The organism is Streptomyces sp. NPDC004111 (assembly GCF_042874215.1).
In the GTDB taxonomy this organism is placed as follows: domain Bacteria; phylum Actinomycetota; class Actinomycetes; order Streptomycetales; family Streptomycetaceae; genus Streptomyces.
Genome location: NZ_JBIAMU010000018.1, coordinates 1 through 22,903, shown reverse-complemented (window position 1 = coordinate 22,903; position 22,903 = coordinate 1). Strand labels below are relative to the sequence as shown.

Sequence of the window (22,903 nt, the reverse complement as noted above, 5' to 3'; positions counted from 1 at the left end):
AGCCGTCGGGGTGCGTGGACGCACCCGGGTACGGCAAGAGCTTTTCGAGCATCGGAGTACGGCTCCTACGGCGGTCTCAGGGCGTCCGGGTGGGACGTGGTGGGGGGCCGGGACGGGCCGCGCGACGGCGGTCCGGCACCGGGGACGAACTCGGTGGTGACAACCTGCCTTATCGGGGGCCGCATAGGCAAGCCTTGGATAGTTCTCCAACTGAACCCCCTTTTCCTTTGGTTTGGCTCTCGTTCAGCGACGAAAGGGCGACTATTGACAGGATCGGAAGCGTTGTTCAATGATCCGGGTCAAGGCCGGACCGGTCGACGGTGTGGCTCTGGCTTCGCATTCGTACGGCCGACGGCAGCTACCACCGAGTGGAAGAGTTGGCCTTGCCCGCGAATCCGAAGTCCCGCCATTCCACCACCGAGTTCCGGCAGGACCCGGGCGGAAGACCCGCGGAGGCACTGTCCCCGGCGCAGCAGCGGCTGTGGTTCCTGACCCGGATCCCGGGTGCCGGGGAGGCCTACCACCTCCCCGTGGCGGTGGAGTTGCGCGGCGGCCTGGACCGCTCGGCGCTGTCCCGTGCGCTGGACGCTCTCCTCGCCCGGCACGAGGTGCTGCGCACCCGGTTTGCGGATGTGGCCGGCGCACCCCGCAGGGAGGTCGCCGGGCCGGACACGGGCTTCGCCCTGCCGCTGCGGGACCTGACCGGACTCCCGGACGCGGAGGAACAACTCCGCGCGCTCACGGCGGAGATGGCGCATGCTCCGTTCGACCTGACGGCGGAGCTGCCGGTGCGGGGCTGCCTGGTCGCCCTGGCCGAGGATCGTCACGTACTGCTGCTGACTGTGCATCACATAGCTGCCGACGAGCGGTCGATGCGCGTTCTGAAGCGCGAAGTCGGGTCGCTGTACGCGGCCTTCGTGGATGCGGGCGTTGCGGTGGACGGCGCTTCACAGGCTCCGGCCGCGCCGACCGGGCAGTACGCCGACTGTGCCGCCGAGCAGCTTCGTTGGCTCACCGAGGGCGCCGAGGGAACGGCCGAGGTCCAGCGCGCCTACTGGCAGAAGGCCCTGGCGGACGCGCCCGAACTGCTGGAACTGCCGACCGACCGGCCCCGTCCGGCCGAACAGGTCTATCGCGGCGACCGGGTTCCCGTGCACCTCGGCGAAGAACTGACCGCCGCACTGAGGGAGTTCGCAGGTCGGCACAACTGCTCCCTCTCCACGGCCGTACTGGCCGGATGGTCGCTGGTGCTCTCACGGCACTCCGGGCAGGACGACCTGGTGATCGGCACGCCCACGGCCTCTCGCGGGCGCGCCGAGTGGGAGGAACTGATCGGCTCCTTCGTCAACACGCTCGCCCTGCGGATCGATCTCACCGGGCGGCCGACGGTGGCCGAGGTGGTCGAGAGGGTCGACGGGGTGGCACGGGCCGCGGCGGAGCACGCGGCGCTGCCCTTCGAGCAGGTCGTCGACCTGGTCAAGCCGCCCCGGAGCCTGGCGCGCACTCCGCTGTTCCAGGTCCTCTTCGACTGGCGGGAGGAGGACGCGGCCGACGGGTGGGCACTTCGGGGAATCGAGGCCACGCCTCGTCAGATCGCTTACGCACCGGCCAAGTTCGACCTCGCGCTGTCGCTGGGTGAGGTGCGGGGGTGCCTCACGGGCACGCTGGACTTCGCCGTGGCACTGTTCGACGCAACGACCGCGGCACGGTACGTACGGCATCTGCGCCAGGTGCTTGCCGAGATGGCCGCCTCCCCCGGCCGGCCCGCCGCGGAACTGTCGCTGCTGGACGCGGAGGAGCGGCGGCAGGTGCTGGTCGACTTCAACGACACCGCTCTGCCCAACGACCCCACCGGGCTGGTCGCGCGCTTCGAGGCCCAGGTCCGCGAGCGTCCCGAGCAGACCGCGGTGGTGCACCGGGGCGAGCGGCTCGACTACGCGGCTCTCGACCTGCGCGCCGACCGGCTGGCGCGGGCCCTGGTCTCCCGGGGTGTGACCACCGACCGCGTGGTGGGACTGCACACCGTCCTGTCCCTCGACACCGTTGTCGGGATCCTCGGCGTGCTCAAGGCGGGCGGCGCCTATCTGCCGATGGACCCCGCACTGCCCGCCGAGCGGCTGGCGGGCATGGTGGCGGACTCTGGTGCGGTGCTGGTGCTGACCAACGAGGCCGAGCCGCAGGAGGGCCGGCTGTCGCTGGCGGCCCTGGAGGCCGAGAGCGCGGCCGGCGGCGGGGCGGGCGGCTCCGGGACCCCGGTCGCCGCGGACCTTCCCGGCACCGCGTCCCGCCCCCAGGACCTGGCGTACGTGATCTACACCTCCGGTTCGACCGGCCGGCCGAAGGGGGTGGCCGCCACCCACCGGGGCATCCTCAACCTCCTGGACTACTGGCTGGCGGAGTTCGGCGCGACACCCGGGCTGCCCTCGGCGATGTGGCCCTCGTTCTCCTTCGACGCCTCGGTGCAGGAGTTCCTGCTGCCGCTCACCACCGGCGGCGTGCTCCATCTCGTACCGCAGGACGTGCGGGACGATCCGGAGGCGCTGATGGGGTGGCTGGCTGAGCACCGGGTCGTGGACGTGCTGCTGCCGCCCGCGTTCGTCAAGTGGATCTGCGAGGCTCCCGGGGAGCGGCTGCGGGGACTGGCGCTGCGGTGCGTGCGCACCGGGCTGCAGCCGCTGCCCGAGGAGAGTCTGTACCGGATGGAGCAGGCCCTGCCGGGGCTGCGTGTCCTCAACGGGTACGGGCCGACCGAGACCGCCCTGTACTGCACCGGCTACCTCGGGCCGGGGCCGCTCGCCCGGCAGGCCCCGATCGGCGGACCGGTGGCCAATACGCGTACGTACGTGCTGGACGAGCGGCACGAGCCGGTGGCGATCGGTGTGACGGGTGAGCTGTACATCGCCGGTGCAGGACTGGCCCGCGGCTATCTGAACAGCCCCGGGCTCACCGCCGAGCGGTTCCTCCCCGACCCGTTCGTGCCCGGTGAGCGCATGTACCGCAGCGGGGACCTGGTGCGGCGGCTGTCCGGGGGCGACCTGATGTACGTCGGGCGGGGCGACCACCAGATCAAGCTGCGCGGGTTCCGGGTTGAGCTGGGCGAGATCGAGGCTGCGCTGGCCGACGAGCCCGGTGTGGCCGAGGCCGCGGTGCTCACCGACCACGACGCGAGCGGCGAGCCGTACCTGGTCGCGGCGATCGCCACGGGCGGGGCCGCGCCGGGCACCGCCCCGAGGTCGGCGGCCCAGTGGCGGGCCGCACTCGCGCGGCGGCTGCCGAGCCACATGATCCCGGCGTTCTTCGTCGAGCTGCCCCGGCTGCCGCAGACCGCGAACGGCAAGCTCGACCGGACCTCCGTGCTGGACCTCTCCCGGGCCGCCCGCCCGACCCAGGTCAATCAGGCCAGTCCGCGCGACCACATTGAGCTGACGCTGTATCAGATATGGCAGCGGCTGCTGCTGCACCCCGACATAGGCATCCGGGACAGCTTCTTCGACATCGGCGGCACCTCCATCTCGGCCATCAAGCTGGCCCACGCGGTGCGCGAGGAGTTCGGCCGGTCGCTGCCGATCCGCGACCTGCTGCTGCACCCGACCATCGAGGAGCTGGGCGGTCGGCTGCGCAGGGGTGCGGACGGGGCGCCGCCGAGCAACCTCCTGTCGTTCCGGGCGGGCGACGGACATGCCCGGGTGGTCTGTGTGCACCCGGCGGGCGGCACCGCGTTCTGCTATCTCACGCTGGCCAGGGCGCTGCCCGACTCGGTGGGCGTCCACGGCATCCAGTCCCCCGGGGTCAACCCTGGCGAGTCCTTCCTGCCGACGGTGGACGCCATGGCGGAGGCGTACCTCGCGCTCGTCGAGCCGCTGCTCGCCTCGCCGGGGCCGCTGGTCCTCACCGGACACTCCTACGGCGGGCTGGTCGCGCACGAGATGGGCCGCAGGCTCGCCGACGCGGGACGCGAGGGTCTGAGCGTGGTGCTCCTCGACACCCCCGGCACGGACGACCCGCAGGCGCGGGCGGAGGTCGTGCCCGCCGAGATGGGCGAGTTCCGGGAGAAGCTGATCAGGTTCAACGGCATGTACCCGGGCATCGACGACCAGCAGATCGAGCAGTACTTCCACCTCTACAACCACAACCGGATGACCACCGTCGACCACGTCGCCTCCCCGACGACAGCAAGGACCGTACTGATGCAGGCGACCGAGGGCGCGACGGAGGAGGAACTGCGGCAGGTGCGCGAGTTCTGGGGGCGGCGGACGGACGGGGGTTCGTACACGGTCGAGCCGGTGTCCTGCGGGCACTGGGACATGCTGGAGTCGGCGGAGCTGCCGCGCGTCGCGGCGCGCATCAAGGCGGAACTGGGCATCGAGACGGCTTCGCCGGCGGGTGCGGACGCCGTGGCCGGGACGGCGGTGCGGGCATGAGCGACATCACCTTCCCCGGAGCCTCTCCGGGCCTCGCGGCGGCCGTGCTCGACCGGGCCCGGCGCCATCCGGATGCGCCCGCTGTCGTGGACGGCACGCACCGGCTGAGCTACGCGGACCTGGACGCCGCCGCCGCGAACGTCGCCGAGGCACTGCACGCACACGGTATCCGCCCGGGTCAGGCGGTCGCCCTGTGCCTGCCGCGCTCCTGGCAACTGGTCTGCGCGATGCTCGGCGCACTGCGGCTGGGCGCGGTGGTCGTGCCGCTGGACGCCCAGAGCCCGCCCGAGCGACGGGCGCACATCCTCGCCGACTCGTCGAGCACGGCAGTGGTGCACGACGCACGGAACGCCTCGGTCGCCACTGAACTCCCGAGGGGAGTGCTGCCTTTGGCCGTGGAGTCGCTGCTCGCCCACGACGGTACGCGGGGACACCACCAAGGGCGCACCGCAGGCACGGCCTCGCCCTCCTTCCTCTTCTACACCTCCGGCAGCACCGGCCGCCCCAAGGGCGTCGAGGTGCTGGACGCCGGGATCCTGCGGCTCGCCCGGCCCGGGTACCTTCCCGTGACGGAGGGCGCCCGGTACTCCTGCATGTCCAACCCGGCGTTCGACGCGCTCAGTTTCGAGGTGTGGGTTCCGCTCCTGACCGGCGGCTGCTGCGTGATCCTCGGCGACGAGACGGTACAGACGCCCGACGCCCTGGCGGCCGAACTCGAACGGCTGCGCGTGGACGTCCTGTTCATCACGGTGGCGCTGTTCAACGCGGTGGTCGACAAGGTGCCGCACTGCTTCGGCGGCATCGGACAGGTGCTGGTGGGCGGCGAGCAGCTCAACGCCCGGCTGATCCGCCGCTGGTACGCGCACAACGGCGCGAGCACCACCCAGCTGCACAACGTCTACGGTCCGACCGAGGCCACCACCTTCGCGCTGTGCCACCCCATTCCCCGGGACTTCACCGGCGAGGTCGTGCCGATCGGCCGCCCGCTGCCCGGCACCGCCGCGCTGGCGGTGGTCGACGGCACCCGTGAGGCGGAGGTCGGCGAGACGGCCGAACTGCACCTTGCGGGCGACGCGTTGGCGGCCGGCTACCGCAACCTCCCCGAGGAGACCGAACGCCGCTTCGTGACCCTGCCCTGGTACGACGGCGGCACCCACCGCCACTACCGCACCGGCGACCTGGTGCGCCGGGACGCCGAGGGCCGCTACAGCTACGTGGAGCGCGCCGACCGGCAGGTCAAGGTGCGCGGGTTCCGCATCGAGCCGGGCGAGCTGGAGCGGCGCGTCGTCGCGCACCCGGCGGTGCGCCAGGCCTACGTGTGCACCCGCCGCGACGAGCACGGCGTCAACGAGCTGCTGGCCCACCTGGTGCTGGGCTCGTCCCTGTCGTACGACGAGTTCGCCCGCCACCTGGCCGACGGCCTGCCGACGTACATGCGCCCGCACCGCACCTATCTGGTGGACGAGCTGCCGCTGAACGCCAACGGAAAGGTCGACAAGGACGCGCTGCTGCGCCGGGCGGGCACGCCCTGGCGGCGCACGGACGCGGACGGCCCCGAGCGCGAGGACGCGGCCCTCTCCGACACCCAGCGCGAGCTGCTCGCGCTGGCGTCGTCGGTCACGGGTGTGGAAGGGCTGCGCGGCTCCGACCGGTGGATCGCGGTGGGCGGCGACTCCCTGAAGGCGCTGCGGCTGCGCTTCGAGGTGCGGCGGCTGTGGGGCGTCGAGCTGTCCCAGGGCCTGGTGCTGCGGGCGGACCTCGCGGAACTGGGTGCCGCGGTGGAGGCGAGCCGTGCGCAGGGCCCGGCGGAAGACCATGCGCGGGGCGGCAGTCCCTATCCGCCGGTGCCCGCCGTCTCCGCGGGTGCGCGCTCCGGTCCCGCAACCGCCGAGCAGGAGCGGCTGTGGCTGCTCCAGCAGCAGGACCCGGGCTCCCTCGCCTACCACGTACCGCTCTCCTTCCGTGTGACGGGAGCGCTCGACGTGCCCGCGCTGCGGCACGCCCTGCGGTCCCTGGTCGTGCGGCATCCGGCGCTGCGCACATCGTTCGAGGCCACGCCGGAGGGTCTGCGGCAGGTGGTGGGCGAGCCGTACGATCCGTGGCACGCACCGGGCGGGCGGCCCGCACCGGCGGGCGCGGACAGTGCCGCCGCACCGCTCTTCACCGAGCCGTTCGACCTGTCGCGCCCCGAACTCCTCCGGGCGAGCTGGGTGCCCGGAGCCGGGGACGCGGGCGTGGACGGCGGCGAGTTGCTGCTGTGCCTCCACCACATCGCGGTCGACGGCTGGTCGCTCAACGTGCTGTTCGGCGAGCTGTCCGCCGCGTACACGGCGGCCCTGGACGCGGAACGGCCGGCGAAGCGCGGCGAAGCGCCGGCAGGGGCGCCCACTCCGCTCGACTTCGCCGCCTGGCAGACCGAGTGGTTCGGGCAGGACGCCTACGACACCCGGCGCACCGAGCTGCGGGCGCTGTACGGCGAGTGGGCGGAGCGCGACGCCACCGCGCTGAGCACCCCGGGCCCCCTGGAACCGGTCCGCTCGGCGGCCGGGATACCGGGTCCCGCGGGCCGGCTGCTGCACACCCGCCTCGACGCGGGCCGCCGGGCCGCTCTGGACCGGCTCTGTGCCGAGCTGGGCCTCACCCGCTTCCAGGTTCTGCTGGGCGTGTACGCCTGGAGCCTGTACGGGGTCACCGGCCGCACCGGGCTCCGGGTCGCGGGGCCGGTGGCCAACCGGCCGGTACGGGAGTTCGTGTCCGGGGTCGGCATGTTCGCCAACACCGTGCTGCTGCCCGTCGAACCGCTCGCCCACGCGTCGCTGCGCTCGCAGCTGGGCGAGATCGGCGCGCGGGCACAGGCCGTGCTCGACTGTCAGGACGTGGCGCTGGCCGACGCGCTGGCGGACGTCTCCGCCGACCGTGGCGGCAGCGACGGGAGCACTCCGTTCGACTTCCTCTTCGTCCTGGAGAACACGGACTTCGGCGCGCTGGCGCTGCCGGGCTGCCAGGTGCGTCCGCACTGGCTGGAACCGGCCGCCGCGAAGTGCCCGCTGACCCTGTCCGTGATCGCGCAGGGCGGCCCGCAGGACGCCTCGCCGCCGGACGGGGACGGCGCGGCGGGCCCCGGCCTCGACTGCCTGTGGGAGTACGACGCCCGGTACTTCGACACCGCCGAGGTGTCCGCGATGACCGAGCTGTTCGCCGCGGGCCTGGACCGCCTGACGGGTCTGTCCGGGGCCCCGGCCGCGGACCAGGGCGGAGGTACGCTCGCCGAACTGGTCGCCCCGTACCGGCGACAGCTGCCCGAGCCGGGACGCGCGGCCCCGCTGCCCGCGGCCTTCGCCACCGTCGCCGACGGCTTCGCCCGTCAGGTGCGCCGCTCCCCCGACGCGCCCGCCCTGGTCACGGACGACCTCACCCTCACGTACGTCCAGCTCGACCACCTTGCGGCCGGACTGGCCGATCAGCTGATCGAGGCGCATCCCCTGCCGGTCCCGGACGACGGGAGTCCGCGCTGTGTGGCGCTCCATCTGCCGCCGTCGGCAGAGCACGTGGTGGCGCTCCTCGCGCTGGCGCGGCTCAATGTGACCGCCGTACCGCTCGACCCGTCCTACCCGCCCGCGCTGCTGCGGCAGATCCTCGACGAGGTCCGGCCGCTGTGCGTGCTGGTGCCGCCGGGAGCGGACGGCGACGAGACGGGTGACAACGTTGGCGCGGATGCGCTGGCGGGTGTCGCGCCGGACTCACTGCCGCGCCGGCCGGTCGTCCTCGCGTCCCGTCCGGCACCGAGCCCTCAGCTGCTTCCCGCGCCGGAACCGCATGCCGGTGTCAGGCCGCTGTACACGCTCTTCACCTCGGGCTCCACGGGTGTGCCCAAGGGGGTGCGGGTGCCCGACAGCACCCTGTGCAACCTGGTGCGCTGGCAGCAGGAGTCGGGAGGTCTGGCCGGTCCGGCCGTCACCCAGCAGTTCTCGATGCTGTCCTTCGACGTGTCCTTCCAGGAGATCTTCGGCACACTGTGCGGCGGCGGGCGGCTGCACCTGGTGCGCCCGCAGTGGCGGCAGGACGCTCCGGCCCTGCTCGACCAGCTGGAATCGGCCGGTGCCCAACGGCTCTTCCTGCCGTACGTGGCGCTGCAACTGCTCGCCGAGCACGGCGTGCGGCTGGGCCGCTTCCCCTCGCGGCTGCGCGAAGTGGTCACGGCGGGCGAGCAGTTGCTGTGCACGGACGCGATCAAGCGGTGGTTCGCCGGTATGCCGGGGGCGCGTCTCTTCAACCACTACGGGCCGACCGAGACCCATGTGGTCAGCGCCCTGTGCCTGGCGGGCGACCCGGCGGACTGGCCCGAGCGCCCGGCCATCGGCCGGCCGGTGGCCGGTGCCTGGCTGCGTGTGGTGGACGAGGCCGACCAGCCGTTGCCGCCCGGCCGTCCGGGTCACCTGCTCATCGGTGGCACGATGGCCGCCCCCTGCTACGCGGAGGGCTCCGGCCTCAACGAGGCGCGCTTCGTCGAACTGCCGGGCGCGGGCACCTTCTACCGCAGCGGCGACCTGGCGCACTTCGACCTCGACGGGCTGCTGCACTACCGGGGCCGCGACGACCAGCAGATCAAACTGAGCGGACACCGTCTCGAACTGGGGCAGATCGAGGCCGCGCTGCTCCAGCACCCGCGCGTCGTCAACGCGGTGGTCGTACCGGATCCGGTACGGGGGCACGGCGGCGCGGGGCTGGTCGCCTGTCTTCAGGTGCGCGGCGACGCACCGGTGCCCGGCCACGCGGAGCTGGTCCGGCACCTCGCGCCGCTGCTTCCCCCGTACGCGCGGGTGGACCGGTTCCGCGCTCTGGCACAGTTGCCGCTGACCCCCAGCGGCAAGCTGGACCGGCGGGCGGCGCTCGGCGCACCGGGCGAGGAGATAGGGGCCGGGGGCACGGAGGACGCCGGGCGCCCCGCGCGGGACGTGCCGCCCGCGCTGTCCCCGCGCGGGGCGCGGCTGGCCGAACTGTTCGAGGAGGTTCTGGGGCTCCCGGTCGGCCCCGACCAGCGATTCTTCGACGCGGGCGCGACCAGCCTCGGACTGATGCGCTTCCATCTGCGCTGCACGGCGGAACCGGACCTGGACTTCTCGATCCCGGACCTCTTCGAGCACGTCACGGTACGTCGCCTCGCGGCCCATCTGGACGGTCAGCAGGGCATTTCCGCAAGGGTGCTTGACGAACCGTCAGTCCAGCGTGACCCCGCCTGCGAAGCGTCCACGGCCGAGCCGATCGCCGTCGTCGGGATGGCCGTGCGGGTGCCCGGCGCCGACGACCTGGGTGCCTTCTGGGAGCTGGTGCGCACCGGTGCCCGGGGCGTGGAGCACTTCGAGGCCGCGGAGGGGCTGGTCGGGGCACGCAGCCAGATGTCGGGGCTGCTCTCGTTCGACCCGGAGCACTTCGGCATCAGCCGGCAGGAGGCCCGGCTGATGGACCCGCAGCAGCGCCATCTGCTGATGAGCTGCGTCCAGGCCCTGGCCCACGCGGGAATAGCTCCGCACGCGGGCCGGGCGGAGGACCGCCGGATCGGCCTCGTGGCGGGCTGCGGCGAGAACACCTACTTCCAGTCCCTGCTGCGCGAAGGGGACCCCGAGCGGCTCCCCGACGGCTTCCAGATGGCACTGCACCACGACAAGGACTTCCTCACCACCAAGGTCGCCTACCACCTCGACCTCTCGGGGCCGGCCTTCACCGTGCAGGCCGCCTGCGCCAGCTCCCTGGTGGCGGTGCACGTCGCGGCGGGGCTGCTGCGGCAGGGGGATGCGGACGTCATGCTGGCGGGCGGGGTGCTCGTCGACACGTTGCTGACGGACGGCTACGCGCACCGCACCGGGCACATCTTCTCCGAGGACGGACACTGCCGGGGGTTCAGCGACGACGCGTCCGGAACCATCGGCGCCAGCGGAGTGGGCGTGGTCGTGCTCAAGCCGCTGCGGCTGGCACGGCGCGACGGGGACACGGTGTACGCGGTGCTCACCGGCTCGGCCCTCAACAACGACGGTGCCGGCAAGCTCAGTTACAGCGCACCGTCGCTGCCGGGCCAGCGCGAGGTGATCCGTGCCGCGCTGCGCCGCAGCGGACGCACCAGTGCGGACCTGGGCTATGTGGAGGCGCACGGCACGGGCACCCCGCTCGGTGACCCCGTCGAGGTCGGCGCGCTGCGCCAGGCCTTCGACCTGTCCGGGAGCGGCCGGTGCGCGCTGGCGTCCGTGAAGAGCCAGATCGGGCACCTGGGCGCGGCGGCGGGCGTGGTCGGTCTCGTACGGGCCGCCCTGGCGGTGCACCACGGGGTGATTCCGCCGCAGGTGGACTTCCGGGCGCTCAATCCGCAGATCGGCGCGGACGCGGCCCCGTTCTACATACCGACCGAGGCCGTGCCCTGGCCGTCGGGCGGGCCGAGGGTGGCCGCCGTGAGCAGTTTCGGCATCGGCGGGACCAACGCCCATGTGGTGCTGGAGGCGGCGGAGAACACAGGGGACGGTGGGGGCGGGGTTCTGTACCCGGCCGCCCCGGAATCCCTTGACCGGGCGCGCGCTCACGGGTCGGCTCCCTCCCGTGACCAGGTGCGCTCCGGCGGGCTGGTTTCCTCGGCTCGTCTGGTGCTCTCCAGCAGCAGCCCGCAGGCGCTGCGCGAGGACGCCGCCCGTATCGGCGGCTACCTCCGTGACCGGCCGGAGACGTACGCGCAGGTGCTGCACCACCTGCGGGACGGGCGCCCGGCCCGCCGCTGGCTGGTCGCCGCGGACTGCGCGGACGCCGCCTCGGCGGTGGCCTGGCTGCGTACGGTGGCGGAGGGCGCCACCCAGCCGCACGAGGCGAGCGCGCCGGAGGCCGGGGAGCAGCGGGATCCGGGGTCGGCGCAGGCCCCCTGGGACTTCCCGCCGCCCGCCTTCGCCCTGGCGGAGTACGACTTCGAGCGTGCGCTCCCCACGCCCGCCCCGGTCGCGGGTGCCTGGCCGGAGCGGGTCGCGGAGTCCCGGTGGCTGTACCAGCCGCACTGGGTGCGGGCGGGCCGCGCCGCCGCCCCGGACGTGCCGCGCAAGGGCAAGCTGCTGGTGGCGATGGTCGCCGGGCCGCTGCCGTCCGGTGCGCTGGCGCCCTTCGAGGCGGTGTACGACAGGGTCGTCGTGGCTGTCGCCGCCGAGGAGTTCGCCCAGCTCGGCGCGGACCTGTACGAGGTGGATCCGGCCGATTCGGGTTCGGTGCGCCGGCTCCTCGGCGCGCTGCTGCCCGCGGCGGGCACGGACGGTGCGGGGCCCGGGACCGTGGACTGGCTGCACGCACTGCCGCTCGCGGCCGGGGGACCGGTCGACGAGGCCGCGCTCGCCCAGGCCAGGTGGGCCTGCCTGGACACACCGGCCGCACTCCTGCGCGCGGTGGCCGAACTCTCCGGCTCCGTACGGCTGCGGCCCTGGTGGTTGTCGTACGGCGCCCAGCCGGTCGAGGGCCCCGTGCTGCGGCCCGAGGCGGGGCTGCTCGCGGGCGCGGCCGAGGTCGCGGCGCAGGAGTGCGCCGTGGACGGCCGGTGGCTCGACCTGCCGGACGGCCGGCTGGCGCGCTGGGCGGGTGCGGTGGCGGGACTGCTCGCCGGGAGGGTGACGGCGGGGACGCGCTCCGCGGCGGCGCACTCGGCCCCGGCGGAGACCGGGGACGGCCTGCCCGCCCCGGACCGCAGGCTCGCGCTCCGGCAGGGCCACTGGTGGCGTCAGGCGCTGCTGCCCGTGCCCGACCCGGGCCCGGCGGCGCTGTCCGCGACGCTCCCCCTCGCGTCGAGCGGGCTGCCCGGCGCTCCGGCGACGTATGTGGTCCTCGGCGGCACCGGCGGCATCGGCCGTGCGCTCGCCGCCCAGCTGCTGGGCGCGTCCGACTGCCGGGTTGTCCTGGTGTCCCGCCACCCCGTGCTGCCGGCGGAACTGGCGGCCGTTGCCGACCGGGTGGACTTGGTCGAAGCGGACCTCGCCGTGGCCGCGCCCGAAGCGGTACTGGCCCTGATCGAGCGGTGTGCCCCCAGAGTCGACGGGGTGGTGCACGCGGCGGGCGTCGCGGGCGGCGGGCTGCTGGTCAGGCGCGATGCCGCCGCCATGGCTGCGACGACGGCCGCCAAGCTGCACGGCGCACTCCTGGTGGAGCAGCTCGTGGCGCGGCACCGGCCCGCCTTCGCGGTGTACTGCTCGTCGATGGCCGCGCAGTTCGGCGGCATCGGCCAGTTCGACTACGCCGCGGCGAACGGCCTGCTCGACGGATTCGCCCGGTACGGCTCCGGTGACGACGACGGCACGGCGCGGCTCACCATCGGCTGGGACATCTGGCGCGAGGGAGGCATGGCGGAGCGCGCCCTGCACACGGACGCCCGCCATCAGGCCCATCTCGCGGTCGGCCTGACGGCGGCCGAGGGCCGACGGCTCTTCGCGCGGGCGCTGCGGCTCCAGCTGCCGCATCTGATGGTGTCGACGACGGACATCGGGCGGGCCCCCGACTTCTACGCGGGGCCGCTGCCCGTCGCGCAGTCCGGCACCGTACCGCACCCCTCGGCTGCGTCCGCGTCCGAGGCCGCACCCGATCCGGGGGCGGTGCTCTCGGGCTGGCTCTGCCAGTGGCTGGGGCTGACCGAGGAGGAACTCGACCCCGAGGTCAGCCTGTACGACTACGGCGCCGACTCGCTCACCATGATCGACCTCATCACCAAGGCCGAGCAGCACTACGCCGTCGAGATCGACCTCTCCCAGCTCAGCCACCGTGTGAGCGTCAACGAGCTGCTGATACTGCTCGGCCAGGCGGCGCCGCCCGCCGACGGCTCCCCGGCCGCTCCCGAGGACGCGTGCGCACCGTCCGCTCCCCCCGTCGTACTGGAGGTGTGGCAGGAGGGCACGGGGCGGGACGTGGTGTGTCTGGTGCATCCGGTGGGCGGCGACATCCAGGCGTACCGGAGCCTGGTGTCGGCGCTCGATCCCGGGCTCACCGTCTGTCTTATCGCCGACCCCGCCCTGCGGGGCCAGGCTGCCGGGCAGCCCTCGGAAGCCGTTGCCCCGTCACTGGCCGAGCGGGCCCGCGGGTATCACGCCGCTCTCCAGGCGCGGTACCCGCACGAAACGTGGCGGTGGCAGCTGACCGGATGGTCCTTCGGGGCCTGGGTGGCCCACGCCATGGCCGCCGAGGCCGAGGCGGCCGGCCGTCCCGCCGAGGGGCTCCACCTGCTGGACCCGCCGCCGCCGGACGCGGCACCACAGCTGCTCGCCTACGACGAGGAGGGCGTCGAGAAGGTCTTCGCGCAGGAACTGGCGCACGGCGGCGGACAGGACCGGCCCGGCCGGAGCGGCGCGGGGCAGAGCCAGGGGGTGCAGGCGTACGCGGAGCGTCTCGCGCGCTGCTGCCGGGACAACCTCGCGGCCATGACCGGGCACGAACTGCCCCGGCTGGCCGGGACGTCGTCCTACCTGTGGCTGGCGAGCGAGCCGGTGGCCGGATTCCCGGTCTACGGTTCGCCCGACGAGCAACTGGCTTTGTGGAAGGCCGAGTTGCCACTGATCGAGGAGTCCCGGGTGCTCGACACCACGCACTACGGCATCGTCCGTCCGCCGCACACGGACGCGGTCGCCGAGAGCGTGCGGGCGGCGGTGCTGCGCACCGACGGGACCCCGGCCCGCTGAACGGGCCGTGCGGAGGGGACGCAAACCCCCCGCCCCTCCGCACCGGATCCCCACACCACCCACCCATCTTCACTCAAAGCGCACAAATAGTGACACCGTGTTTGAATTCGGGCACCAGTCGCGGGGGAGGCTCTCCCGCGCCCCGGACCCGAAGGAACCTCCATGCTCAAGGCGGCACTCATCGGCGCGGCAGCCGCACTCGCGGCCGCCGCCACCCTCCCCTCGGCGCCCTCCGTTCCCCCGGAGCCGCCGACGGGCTCCGAGGCGGCCCTCTCCCCCGTTCCGCCGGACCGGGTCACGATCAATCTCGCGCAGATCAACGGTTCGGGCTGCCGGCCCGGCAGTGCCGCCGTGGCCGTCTCGCCCGACAACACCGCGTTCACCGTGACGTACAGCGAGTACCTGGCGCAGGTCGGCAAGGGTGCCAAGCCGGTCGACTTCCGCAAGAACTGCCAGCTCGGGCTGCGCATCAACGTTCCGCACGGGTACACCTACGCGGTCGTCACGGCCGACTACCGGGGCTTCGCCAGCCTGGAGAAGGGCGCGTCCGCCACCCAGAAGGCGAGCTACTACTTCCAGGGGATGTCGGGTACGCAGCGGCGCGCCCACCAGTTGCGCGGTCCGTACCAGGGCGACTGGCAGGCCACCGACACCACGGCGATCGAGGCGCTCGTCTTCGCGCCGTGCGGCACCCAGCGCAACTTCAACATCAACACCGAGGTGCTGGTGGACGAGGGCTCGTCGGACACGGTCAGGACGAACAGCTTCATGACCATGGACTCGACGGACGGCAACTTCAACACCAAGTACCACTTCGCCTGGAAGAAGTGCCCGGTGCGCTGAGCCGCCGGGTCGTTCGTTCGACGCACTGCCCGACAGGCTGACCGCCGGGCACGTACGCGAAGCCGGGGGCGGGGTGCTGCTTCCCTCAGCGGCCGCACCGCGCATACTGGTCGGGCCCCCGCCCCCTCACAGAACGACTCCATGGCGAAAAACAACAGCTCCTCGACCCCCGTCCCCGACACCGCGTGGCTCGCCCACGGCCGCCACCTCGGGCCCGAGCCCGAGCAGGACGTCCGGCGCAACCTGATCGCCCTCAAGGCCGCCGGCGTTCTCGACGACTTCCTGGAACTGGAGCCCGTCGAGGCCGCCCGCTCCACCGCGCTGCACCCGCGCGACGAGTCCGCGGACCCCGGCCCCGCGGCCCGGCGGGTCTTCGAGGCGCGCTGGCGCGTGGGCGGTGACGTGACGGTGCGCGCGCAGCTGACGACGTACGACCAGGAGGGCAGGCGCAAGGAGGGCGGAGGCGTCCGCTGGGTGCTCGCCGCCGAGGCGGAGGACGCCTGGGACATGTACTGGCCCTCGCCCGCCCTGATGTTCTGGCCCGACAGCGAGCGGATCGAGTGGGACCACGACGCGGTGCCGGGCGTGCGGCTGCGGGTGGCGAACCAGCTGCCGAAGGACGACGACGAGCTCCGGCGGCGGCTGCGGGAGTGCACCCGGCAGAGCTGGTACGTGCACGTCGTGGTGCACGAGGCGATGACTCCGGACGCGCTGGGGCAGCAGCCGGTCTCGGTGCACCTGCCGCCCAGCCTGCGCCACCAGGTGGTCGAGCACCGGGCCACGCCGGAGCAGGCACAGATCGCCGACTTCGCGATGAAGCGCGAACTGGGTGTGCGGCTGCCGCGCGGCGGCGCCGTGGTCCTGCCGACGGCGGCGCGCGGCGCGGACGCGGAGGCGGATCGTTTCACGGTCCGCAATGTCTTCCTGGACGGCTCGACGCCGACCGAACTCCTCGACAGCATCAAGGAGTTCGCCGCGCTGCCGCAGTCGATGCCGGAGGAGGCCGAGCAGACCCTGACCCGGCTGCGGCAGGGCTGGCACCTGCTCACACCGGACGAGGAACTGGCCCACGCCCGGATCATGGTCACCAAGTACGCCGAGGCCCTGGAAGCCATGACGACCTCGCGCGACCGCTACCGGGAGGCGGCCGAGGCGGCGCACGCCGCGCTGGCGGAGATCAACGGCGGCGACGGAGCGCCGGGGGGCGCGGCCCCGGGAGCGACGGCGAAGGGCAAGGGCGACGGCTCACCGTTGAGCGCGTTCACGAAGATGTTCGGCCGGTTCCAGGAGCCGAAGAAGGAGAAGTGACGCAGGGGCCGGGCGGGGGAAGGCAGGGGGCAGGGGCGGTCGTACGGGGGCGTCTCCCGGGCCTCGTTCGTACGACCGGGTGACTTATCGCCCGGGGCCGTAACCCGCGCACATGATGATTGTCGTACGCACATGACAATCCTGACGCTCCCTCAGCAGAGCTCCTCCGTCCGCGACCGCCGCACCACTCCCGATCTGCCGCCGCCGCTCGCCAGACAACTCCTGCGCGAGAACTGGGGGCTGACGCGCCGTCAGGTGGCGGACGCGTTCGGGGTCACCGTCGCCACCGTGCGGTCCTGGGAGACCGGCCGCACCTCCCCCACCGGCCGCCGCAGGCTGCGATACGCCCGGTTCCTGGCGGGTCTGGCGGAGGCCGACATCCGGCGGACGTCCGGGGAGCGGGCGCGTACGGGTACGGGTACGGGTACGGGTACGGGTCTGAGTACGGGCCGCAAGGCACAGTCGTGTGGGCCGGTCGAATCCGGCGGCCCTGCCGAGCCCGCCGGATCCACCCGCGTCGCCGGGGCGGTCAGGGCCGTCACCGTGCGGCGGGCACCGGCGGTCGCGGCCGGGACGCCTCCCCGCACGTGCCTGCCCACCTCGGCGGTGCGTCCGCTGCCGGTACGCCCCGGAAGCGACCCGGTCTCCCCGGCGCGGCTGCGCCGGATGCGGCAGGTACTGGTCGCCGCCGGGGTCTGGGGCGCGGTACTGCACCTGCTGAACACCACCTTCCCGCTGATGTAGCCGAGGGTGGGGTGGCCCCGGCGGGGCTGATGCGGCCGAGGGCGGGGCGGTCCCGGGGGCGGGGCGGCGAAGGCGGGGCGGCCCCGGGGCGCCGGCGGCCGGTAGCTGTGCGACCGGGGCGGTGCGGCCGGGTTACGCGATCCCCGCGACCGTCACCTCGATCTCCACCGGTACCCCGGCCACCGCCCGCTCCCCGGCGGCACGGACCTCGCGGGCCACGTCCACCGCCCGGTGCCCGTGCCGCACGGTGAGCTGCACCTCCACCCGCCAGCGGGCGGCGGCCGGTTCCCGGCGGACGCGAACCCCCGCCGGGGGCCGGTCACCGGCGCTTCCGCGCAGGCGGGCAGCGGTGGCCGAGCCCCGGAGCAGGTCGCTCAGCCTGGGGCGCAGGAACGCCACACCGGGCACCCCCGACGCCGTTTCCGCGATGGTCCGTGCCAGGCGTTCGCCCGTCTCTCGCGCACTTTCCCGGGGGGCCGGATCCGCCGCCGTGCGTCCGGCGCCGGCGGATCCGCCCTGCCCTGTGGACGGAGCATCAGCTCCGACGGCCGGTCCGTCCGGTCCGCCGGTCGTGCCCGGACGCCCGTGCCGCGTCCCGTCCTCTTCGTACCCGCCGTCGGTCATCACCGGCCCTCCCTCGTCGTCGTTTCCCATGCGTGTCCGCCGCCGTCCTCGTCCGCGTCCTCGTCGAAGATGTCGACGACGGCGACGTCCACCATCGCCACCCGGATGCCGATCGCGCGGTCGGCCGCTCCGGCCACCGCCGTACGTACCGCGTCGGCGAGTGCGGGCAGGGCCCTTGCGCTGCCCGCCTCGACCTCGATGGTGACCCGGACGGGGCCTCGGGGACCCGACTTCGCGCCGGCCGCCGGTGCGACCCGGCAGCTTCCGGCACGTACGCCCGGCACTGTTTCGGCGGCGGCCCTGAGGGTCTTGGCCGCGGCGGCCTCCACGATCCAGTGGGCCTCGTCGGGTTCGCCGAGCGGCAGGGTCCTTCCGGGGCGCAGTTCCAGCCGGACCAGGTCCATCACCCGTGCGGCGACTCCCGCCGCGTCGGGCTGCGGAGCGCTCTGCTCCTCGCTGCGGGCCCGCTGGACGAAGTCGTCCAGCGCCCGGAGCTCCTGGAGCGCAGCCGAGCAGTGCGGGCAGTCCGCGGGCGGGTGGCCGGGCACCCCGGCAGCGTCCGTCGCGGGGTCCGCGCCGGTCTCGTGGTCCTCCCACACCGCGTAGAGCGAACGCCCGCACGGGAGCAGGTCGTCCCCGTCGGATCCGTCCGGTTCGTCCAGTCCCTCTGGTCCGTCCGGTCCACCTGGTCCCTCTGATACGTCCGGTCCGCCCGGCGCATCGAGTCCGTCCCGCCCGTCCGGCCGGCCGTGTCCCTCGTACTCCTCGTACTCTTCGTGTCCGTTCTGCCCGTCCGGCCGGGTACGCCCGTCACCGGGTCCGTACGTGCCGTCCTCCCCGGTGCCGCCGTGCCCCGGCGGTCCGGTGTGTCCGTTCATCGCCATGCCGCCATCGCCTCCGTCAGAGCTCGGCGTGCGCGGAACATCCGGCCGCGTACCGCTTGCGGACTGCTGCCGACCGTATCCGCGATCTCCTCGTACGACAGTCCGTGCATCTCCCGCAGCAGCCAGCACGCCCGCTGTTCCGGGGAGAGTCCGTCCAGTACGCGCGACAGTTCCCGCAGTCCGGCTCCCGCCTCGGCGTCCCTGGCGGGAGAGCCCTCGTGGCCGGGGGCCTCCTGCTCCGGTACGGCGTCGAGATCGGTGGTGGGGCGCCGGGACCTCAGCTGGTTGAGACACCGGTTGGTGACGATGCGGTACATCCACGTCCGGAACGCCGCGTCGCCACGGAACTCCGGCAGGCTCCGCCACGCGCTCACGAACGCCTCCTGCACGGCGTCCTCCGCCTCGGTCGCGCTGCCGAGCATCCGAGTGGCCAGCCGCAGCAGGTCGGGGCCGTGCCGCCGCACGAGCGCCTCGAAGGCACTCTCGTCGCCCTCGCCCGCACGCACGGCGAGCAGCCGGTCGGGCAGCGCGGTCGCGCCCCCGCCGTCCTCGACGTCCGCCCCGTCCTCGACGACCGGTTCGTCCTCGGGACGTCCGCCGTACTCGGCAAGGGGCCCGCCGTCCTCGGGAGGGCGTCTGCCGTCCTGCGGGCCGCGGGCGCCCCGGGCGTGTCCGGCGGCCATGCCACCGCCACCCTCGTCATCCCCGTTTCCGGGCACTTACCGGCTCCTCTCCCTCGCCGTGCGTCTCTTCGACCGCCGTGCCTCTCTTCGACACGGCTCACTCCCTTTCGTCACGCTGCCCGTTTTCGGGGCCCGTCCGAATAGCCGAAGAAAGTTCTCGGAATCGGGGCGTGACGAATCGACAGGTACGGAGTCCAACGAGGTGACCGAGCAAGAGCAGCGCTATTCCTGGAGACTTCTCATGGCTTCTCAGCAGACCGGCACCGGTTCGGCCACCGCCACCAACGCGTCGGCCGTCGGCCGCGTGCCGCACCCGGAGCACACCGCCGTGAGCCTCGGGCGTACCGGCTCGGACGAGCCCGCGGGCACCCGTGGCAAGACCGCCATCGCCGACCTCGTCGTGGTGAAGATCGCCGGCATCGCGGCCCGCGAGATCCCCGGGGTGTACGACATGGGCGGCGGTCTCTCGCGCACCATCGGCGCCGTTCGCGACCGGGTTCCGGTCGGCCGCCCGAGCGTGGGCCGCGGGGTCAAGGTCGAGGTCGGCGAAGTGCAGACGGCGATCGATCTGGACCTGGTGGTGGAGTACGGCGTGGCCATCGCGGACCTCGCCCGGGACGTGCGCGAGAACGTCATCTCGGCGGTCGAGCGGACCACCGGCCTCGAAGTGGTCGAGGTCAACGTGACCGTCAACGACGTGCACCTCCCCGAGGACGACCAGGACAACGGGCAGGGCGAGGCGCGCGTCGCCTGACCCCTACCGGCCGATCCGCTGCGGCCGGACCGGGACCGCCGATCCGCCGATCCGCCGGCCTGCTGGTCGGCCGGTCCGCCGGTCCCCCGGTCCGCTGCGGATGGCCCCTACCCGGCCGGAATGTCCCGGCCCGCAGGTCCGACAGGCAGTACCCGTGAGGGAGAAGGGGAGTAGGCAGGTCCATGGACAGGTCACAAGTGGGGGTGCTCGCGGGCACGGCCCTGGGTTTCGCCGGGTGGTTCGGCGGCTTCGGCGCGTTCCTCGTGGTCGCGCTCTGCGGTGCGGCGGGGTGGGCGGTCGGCCACGTGCTGGAGGACCCGGACGCGCGGCAGCGGCTGTGGGACCGGGTGGACCGGACGAACGGGTCCGGCCGGAGGACCCGATGAGTACGCCGCTCCCCCGGGCCTCCGGCCGGGAGGGGGTCGGTGCCCCGGACGCGACCCTCACCGGCGGAACCGACCGGGACGGGGGCCGGACCGACACCGCAGACACGGACCGGTACACGGACAGGGACCGGGACCGGCCCGTCGGCGCGGCCACCGCCGTCGCTCCGGCCGAACGCGGCGCGACCACGATCGCCGACCGGGTGGTGCGCCGGATCGCCGCCCGGTCCTCGCTGGAGGCACTCCCGCCCGGCGGCTCCCCGCCCCCGGCGGCGGCGGTCAGCCGCTCCGGCCGCACCGCCGCCGTCGAACTCCGCGTCTCCCTCCCCTACGGCGCCGACCTCGCCGTTACGGGAGCGCACGTCCAGCGGCATGTGGCACGGCGCACCGCCGAACTCACCGGACTGACGGTCCCGCCGCCCGAGGTCCGGGTGACGGCGCTGAACGGTGCGCGGCGGCCCGGTGCCGGCTCCAGGCTCGGAGCCGTCAGGAGCGGCGGCCCTGCAGACGGCAGCCCCGGTACGTCTGCGGCAGAAGCGGCCGTGGCGGGTGAGAACCACCCCGGTGGCGGGGCGCCCCTTCCGCCCACCGAGGCCCTCACCCCCGCGCGGGCGCGCCGCCCCTGGTCGCCGCGTCGGCTGCCCGCGCTCGTCGTGGCGTTCGCCGCTGCGGCCGGGGCCGCGTACTTGCTCTCCGAGGCGGTGGCGCGGCGCACCGGGCATGCCGTGCTGCCCGTCCTGGTGCGGCCGGATGTGCTGCACCGGGTGGCGACCGCCTCGCTCTCCGATCCCGCCGCGCTGGTGGCGGGGGCAGTGGCGCTGGGGTGCGGGCTGTGGCTGCTGGGCGCCGCCGTGTTGCCGGGACTGCGGAACCGGCTGCCGATGACGGTGCGCACGGCGGACACCCGTGCGGTGCTGGACCGTACGGCGGTGGGGCTGCTGCTGCGGGACGGGGCGCTCGCGGTCCCGGGCGTCACCTCGGTCCGGGTGCGGGTGGGCCGCCGGCGGGCGAAGGTGCGCGCACGCGCCGGATACGGCGAACTCGACTCCGTACGAAAGGAGTTGACCGCGACGATGGCCGACGTGCTCGATTCGCTGGGGCTGGCACGGCCGCTGCGCCCGCGTGTGCGGCTGCGGGCGGACCCCCAGCACGTCGGCCGCGACAACGGCCCGGACGGTGATTCCGCCCCGGACACGGGCACGGGCACGGGCCGGGACTTCGCCCCGAACACCGAGGAGGCGGCCCGATGACCGCACGTCGTGTCGCCACCACCCGCAGCGCGCTGCTGGTCCTGGCCGCCGCTTCGCTGGTAGGCGGCGCCTGGCTGACCCTCGGCAACCGGGCCCTGCGGCAACCGGACTCGGCCGCGGCGCGGCTGCCGGACTGGTGGCCGCTGCCGCGCGCGGAGGCGGGCGCGGCAGGGACGCACGGCTGGTGGGCCCCCGCCGTCATGGCCGGGCTGGCGGTCGTCCTGCTGGCCGCGCTCGGCTGGCTGTTCATGCTCGCCGTACGGGGGGTGCGCCGGAGGGCACCGTACGCGCTGGCGGGGCCGCGGCTCTCGCTGGCGCCGGACGCGCTCGCGGACGCGATGACCGCGCAGGTGGCGGAGTTGGCCGGGGTGTCAGGCGCGCGGGTCGTACTGGACCGCGCGGGCAAGGTGCCGCTCGCCCGGATCACGGTGTTCCTGGAGCACCGCTCCGATCCGCGAGCGGTGCTCCAGGCCGTGGAGGAGGGTCCGCTCCGCCACGCGCGCGCGGCCCTCGCCCCCACGGCCGTGCACGCCGACCTCAGGTTCCGCGTACGAGGTCATCGCACCCGGCGGACCCGGTGAGGCGTCAGTCTCGCGCCGCGTCCCGGTGCCCGGCCGCACGGGCCTCCGCGGTCTTCTTCAGGTCCTGGAGCCAGGCTTCGAGTCCGCCGCCGAGCAGTTCGGTGGCGTTCGGCAGCGACTCGACCTGATCGCCGGTCCAGGTCTCCACCGTGTGCACCCGGACTCCTCCCCTGACCTTCCGGAAGGTCCACAGGTGCACGCCCTCGTCGATCCGGGCCCCTTCCCCCACGGCGGGCCCGGCCCACAGGATGCAGGAGCCGTGCTGCAGTTGGCGGACGGTGGAGGTGATCTCCATGGTGGTGGCGGGCGTGCCGGTGGTCGGGGGCGCCGGGGTGGTCCACCGGAACTGCGAACCCTTGCGCAGGCGGCCCGAGTCGAGCCGTTCCATGGTCTCGACCGCCGCCTGCCAGGACGGCCAGCGCTCGACGTCGGTCTGGAGCTTGAAGACGGTGGCGAGCGGCGCCTTGATCATGATGTCGGTCTCGTAGCGGATCCGGGCGTCGGGGTCGACGCCCTCACCGCGGCAGGTGGACGGGGTGTGGTGAGGGGTGGTCCCGGCCGGAGCTGCCGAGGCGGCGGGGGCGGTGAGCAGCCCTGCGCCTGCGGCAACGGCGAGCGAGAGGGCGACGGCTGTGGTGCGCGTGCGGGACATGGGAGTTCCTAATTCGTGAGTAGGCGGTTCCAGACGACTCGTGGGTGAGTCGCTGGACTGTTGAGGTGGGTTGGGTTCGTAGTGGCCGCGTGGGCGCCG

The 22,903-nt window shown here is 73.9% G+C and carries 13 protein-coding genes; 9 read left to right on the top strand and 4 right to left on the bottom strand.

Going from position 1 to position 22,903, the window contains the following annotated elements:
• Positions 1-383: 383 nt before the first annotated feature.
• The 5 genes from ACFYVL_RS31030 (at position 384) to ACFYVL_RS31010 (ending at position 16,993) form a co-directional block, all read left to right on the top strand.
• Positions 384-4,421: an amino acid adenylation domain-containing protein gene (locus ACFYVL_RS31030; protein ID WP_389250726.1), complete on the top strand. Its 4,038-nt coding sequence runs from the start codon at positions 384-386 to the stop codon at positions 4,419-4,421.
• On the top strand, positions 4,418-14,098 hold the full coding sequence (locus ACFYVL_RS31025) for an amino acid adenylation domain-containing protein (protein ID WP_389250724.1): 9,681 nt from the start codon (positions 4,418-4,420) through the stop codon (positions 14,096-14,098). Before ACFYVL_RS31030 ends, ACFYVL_RS31025 begins: the two co-directional genes overlap by 4 nt.
• A gap of 162 nt (positions 14,099-14,260) precedes the next feature.
• Positions 14,261-14,941 (top strand): DUF4360 domain-containing protein, encoded by a 681-nt coding sequence (locus ACFYVL_RS31020; RefSeq protein ID WP_389250722.1) that lies wholly within the window; start codon positions 14,261-14,263, stop codon positions 14,939-14,941.
• Positions 14,942-15,082: 141 nt separating this feature from the next.
• Positions 15,083-16,249 carry a hypothetical protein gene (locus ACFYVL_RS31015; protein ID WP_389250720.1) on the top strand — a complete coding sequence of 389 codons (1,167 nt, stop codon included), beginning with the start codon at positions 15,083-15,085 and terminating at the stop codon, positions 16,247-16,249.
• 132 nt (positions 16,250-16,381) lie between these two features.
• The gene (locus ACFYVL_RS31010) at positions 16,382-16,993 is read left to right on the top strand and encodes a helix-turn-helix domain-containing protein (protein WP_389250719.1); all 612 of its coding nucleotides are present in this window, start codon (positions 16,382-16,384) and stop codon (positions 16,991-16,993) included.
• Positions 16,994-17,125: 132 nt separating this feature from the next.
• Here the strand turns inward: ACFYVL_RS31010 and ACFYVL_RS31005 are convergent, their stop codons facing one another.
• From ACFYVL_RS31005 to ACFYVL_RS30995, 3 genes are all read right to left on the bottom strand, one after another.
• Positions 17,126-17,392: an Asp23/Gls24 family envelope stress response protein gene (locus ACFYVL_RS31005; RefSeq protein ID WP_389250717.1), complete on the bottom strand. Its 267-nt coding sequence runs from the start codon at positions 17,390-17,392 to the stop codon at positions 17,126-17,128.
• A gap of 224 nt (positions 17,393-17,616) precedes the next feature.
• The gene (locus ACFYVL_RS31000) at positions 17,617-18,501 is read right to left on the bottom strand and encodes a hypothetical protein (protein ID WP_389250715.1); all 885 of its coding nucleotides are present in this window, start codon (positions 18,499-18,501) and stop codon (positions 17,617-17,619) included.
• Positions 18,492-19,028, bottom strand: a complete 537-nt coding sequence (locus ACFYVL_RS30995) for an RNA polymerase sigma factor (protein WP_389251021.1) — start codon at positions 19,026-19,028, stop codon at positions 18,492-18,494. Before ACFYVL_RS30995 ends, ACFYVL_RS31000 begins: the two co-directional genes overlap by 10 nt.
• Positions 19,029-19,425: 397 nt before the next feature.
• Between ACFYVL_RS30995 and ACFYVL_RS30990 the strand changes: the two genes are divergently transcribed.
• The 4 genes from ACFYVL_RS30990 to ACFYVL_RS30975 all read left to right on the top strand — a co-directional run bounded on the left by ACFYVL_RS30990 (position 19,426) and on the right by ACFYVL_RS30975 (position 22,152).
• On the top strand, positions 19,426-19,938 hold the full coding sequence (locus ACFYVL_RS30990) for an Asp23/Gls24 family envelope stress response protein (protein WP_389250713.1): 513 nt from the start codon (positions 19,426-19,428) through the stop codon (positions 19,936-19,938).
• A 182-nt stretch (positions 19,939-20,120) separates the two neighbouring features.
• Entirely contained in the window at positions 20,121-20,324 is a 204-nt protein-coding gene (locus tag ACFYVL_RS30985) for a hypothetical protein (RefSeq protein ID WP_389250711.1), read from the top strand.
• Positions 20,321-21,571 (top strand): DUF6286 domain-containing Asp23/Gls24 family envelope stress response protein, encoded by a 1,251-nt coding sequence (locus ACFYVL_RS30980; protein WP_389250709.1) that lies wholly within the window; start codon positions 20,321-20,323, stop codon positions 21,569-21,571. The genes ACFYVL_RS30985 and ACFYVL_RS30980 overlap by 4 nt, the downstream gene beginning before the upstream one ends.
• Positions 21,568-22,152 carry a hypothetical protein gene (locus ACFYVL_RS30975; RefSeq protein ID WP_389250707.1) on the top strand — a complete coding sequence of 195 codons (585 nt, stop codon included), beginning with the start codon at positions 21,568-21,570 and terminating at the stop codon, positions 22,150-22,152. The genes ACFYVL_RS30980 and ACFYVL_RS30975 overlap by 4 nt, the downstream gene beginning before the upstream one ends.
• 4 nt (positions 22,153-22,156) lie before the next feature.
• Here ACFYVL_RS30975 and ACFYVL_RS30970 read toward each other — a convergent pair whose 3' ends face one another.
• Positions 22,157-22,804 (bottom strand): SRPBCC family protein, encoded by a 648-nt coding sequence (locus ACFYVL_RS30970; RefSeq protein ID WP_389250705.1) that lies wholly within the window; start codon positions 22,802-22,804, stop codon positions 22,157-22,159.
• Between the last annotated feature and the right edge of the window lie 99 nt (positions 22,805-22,903).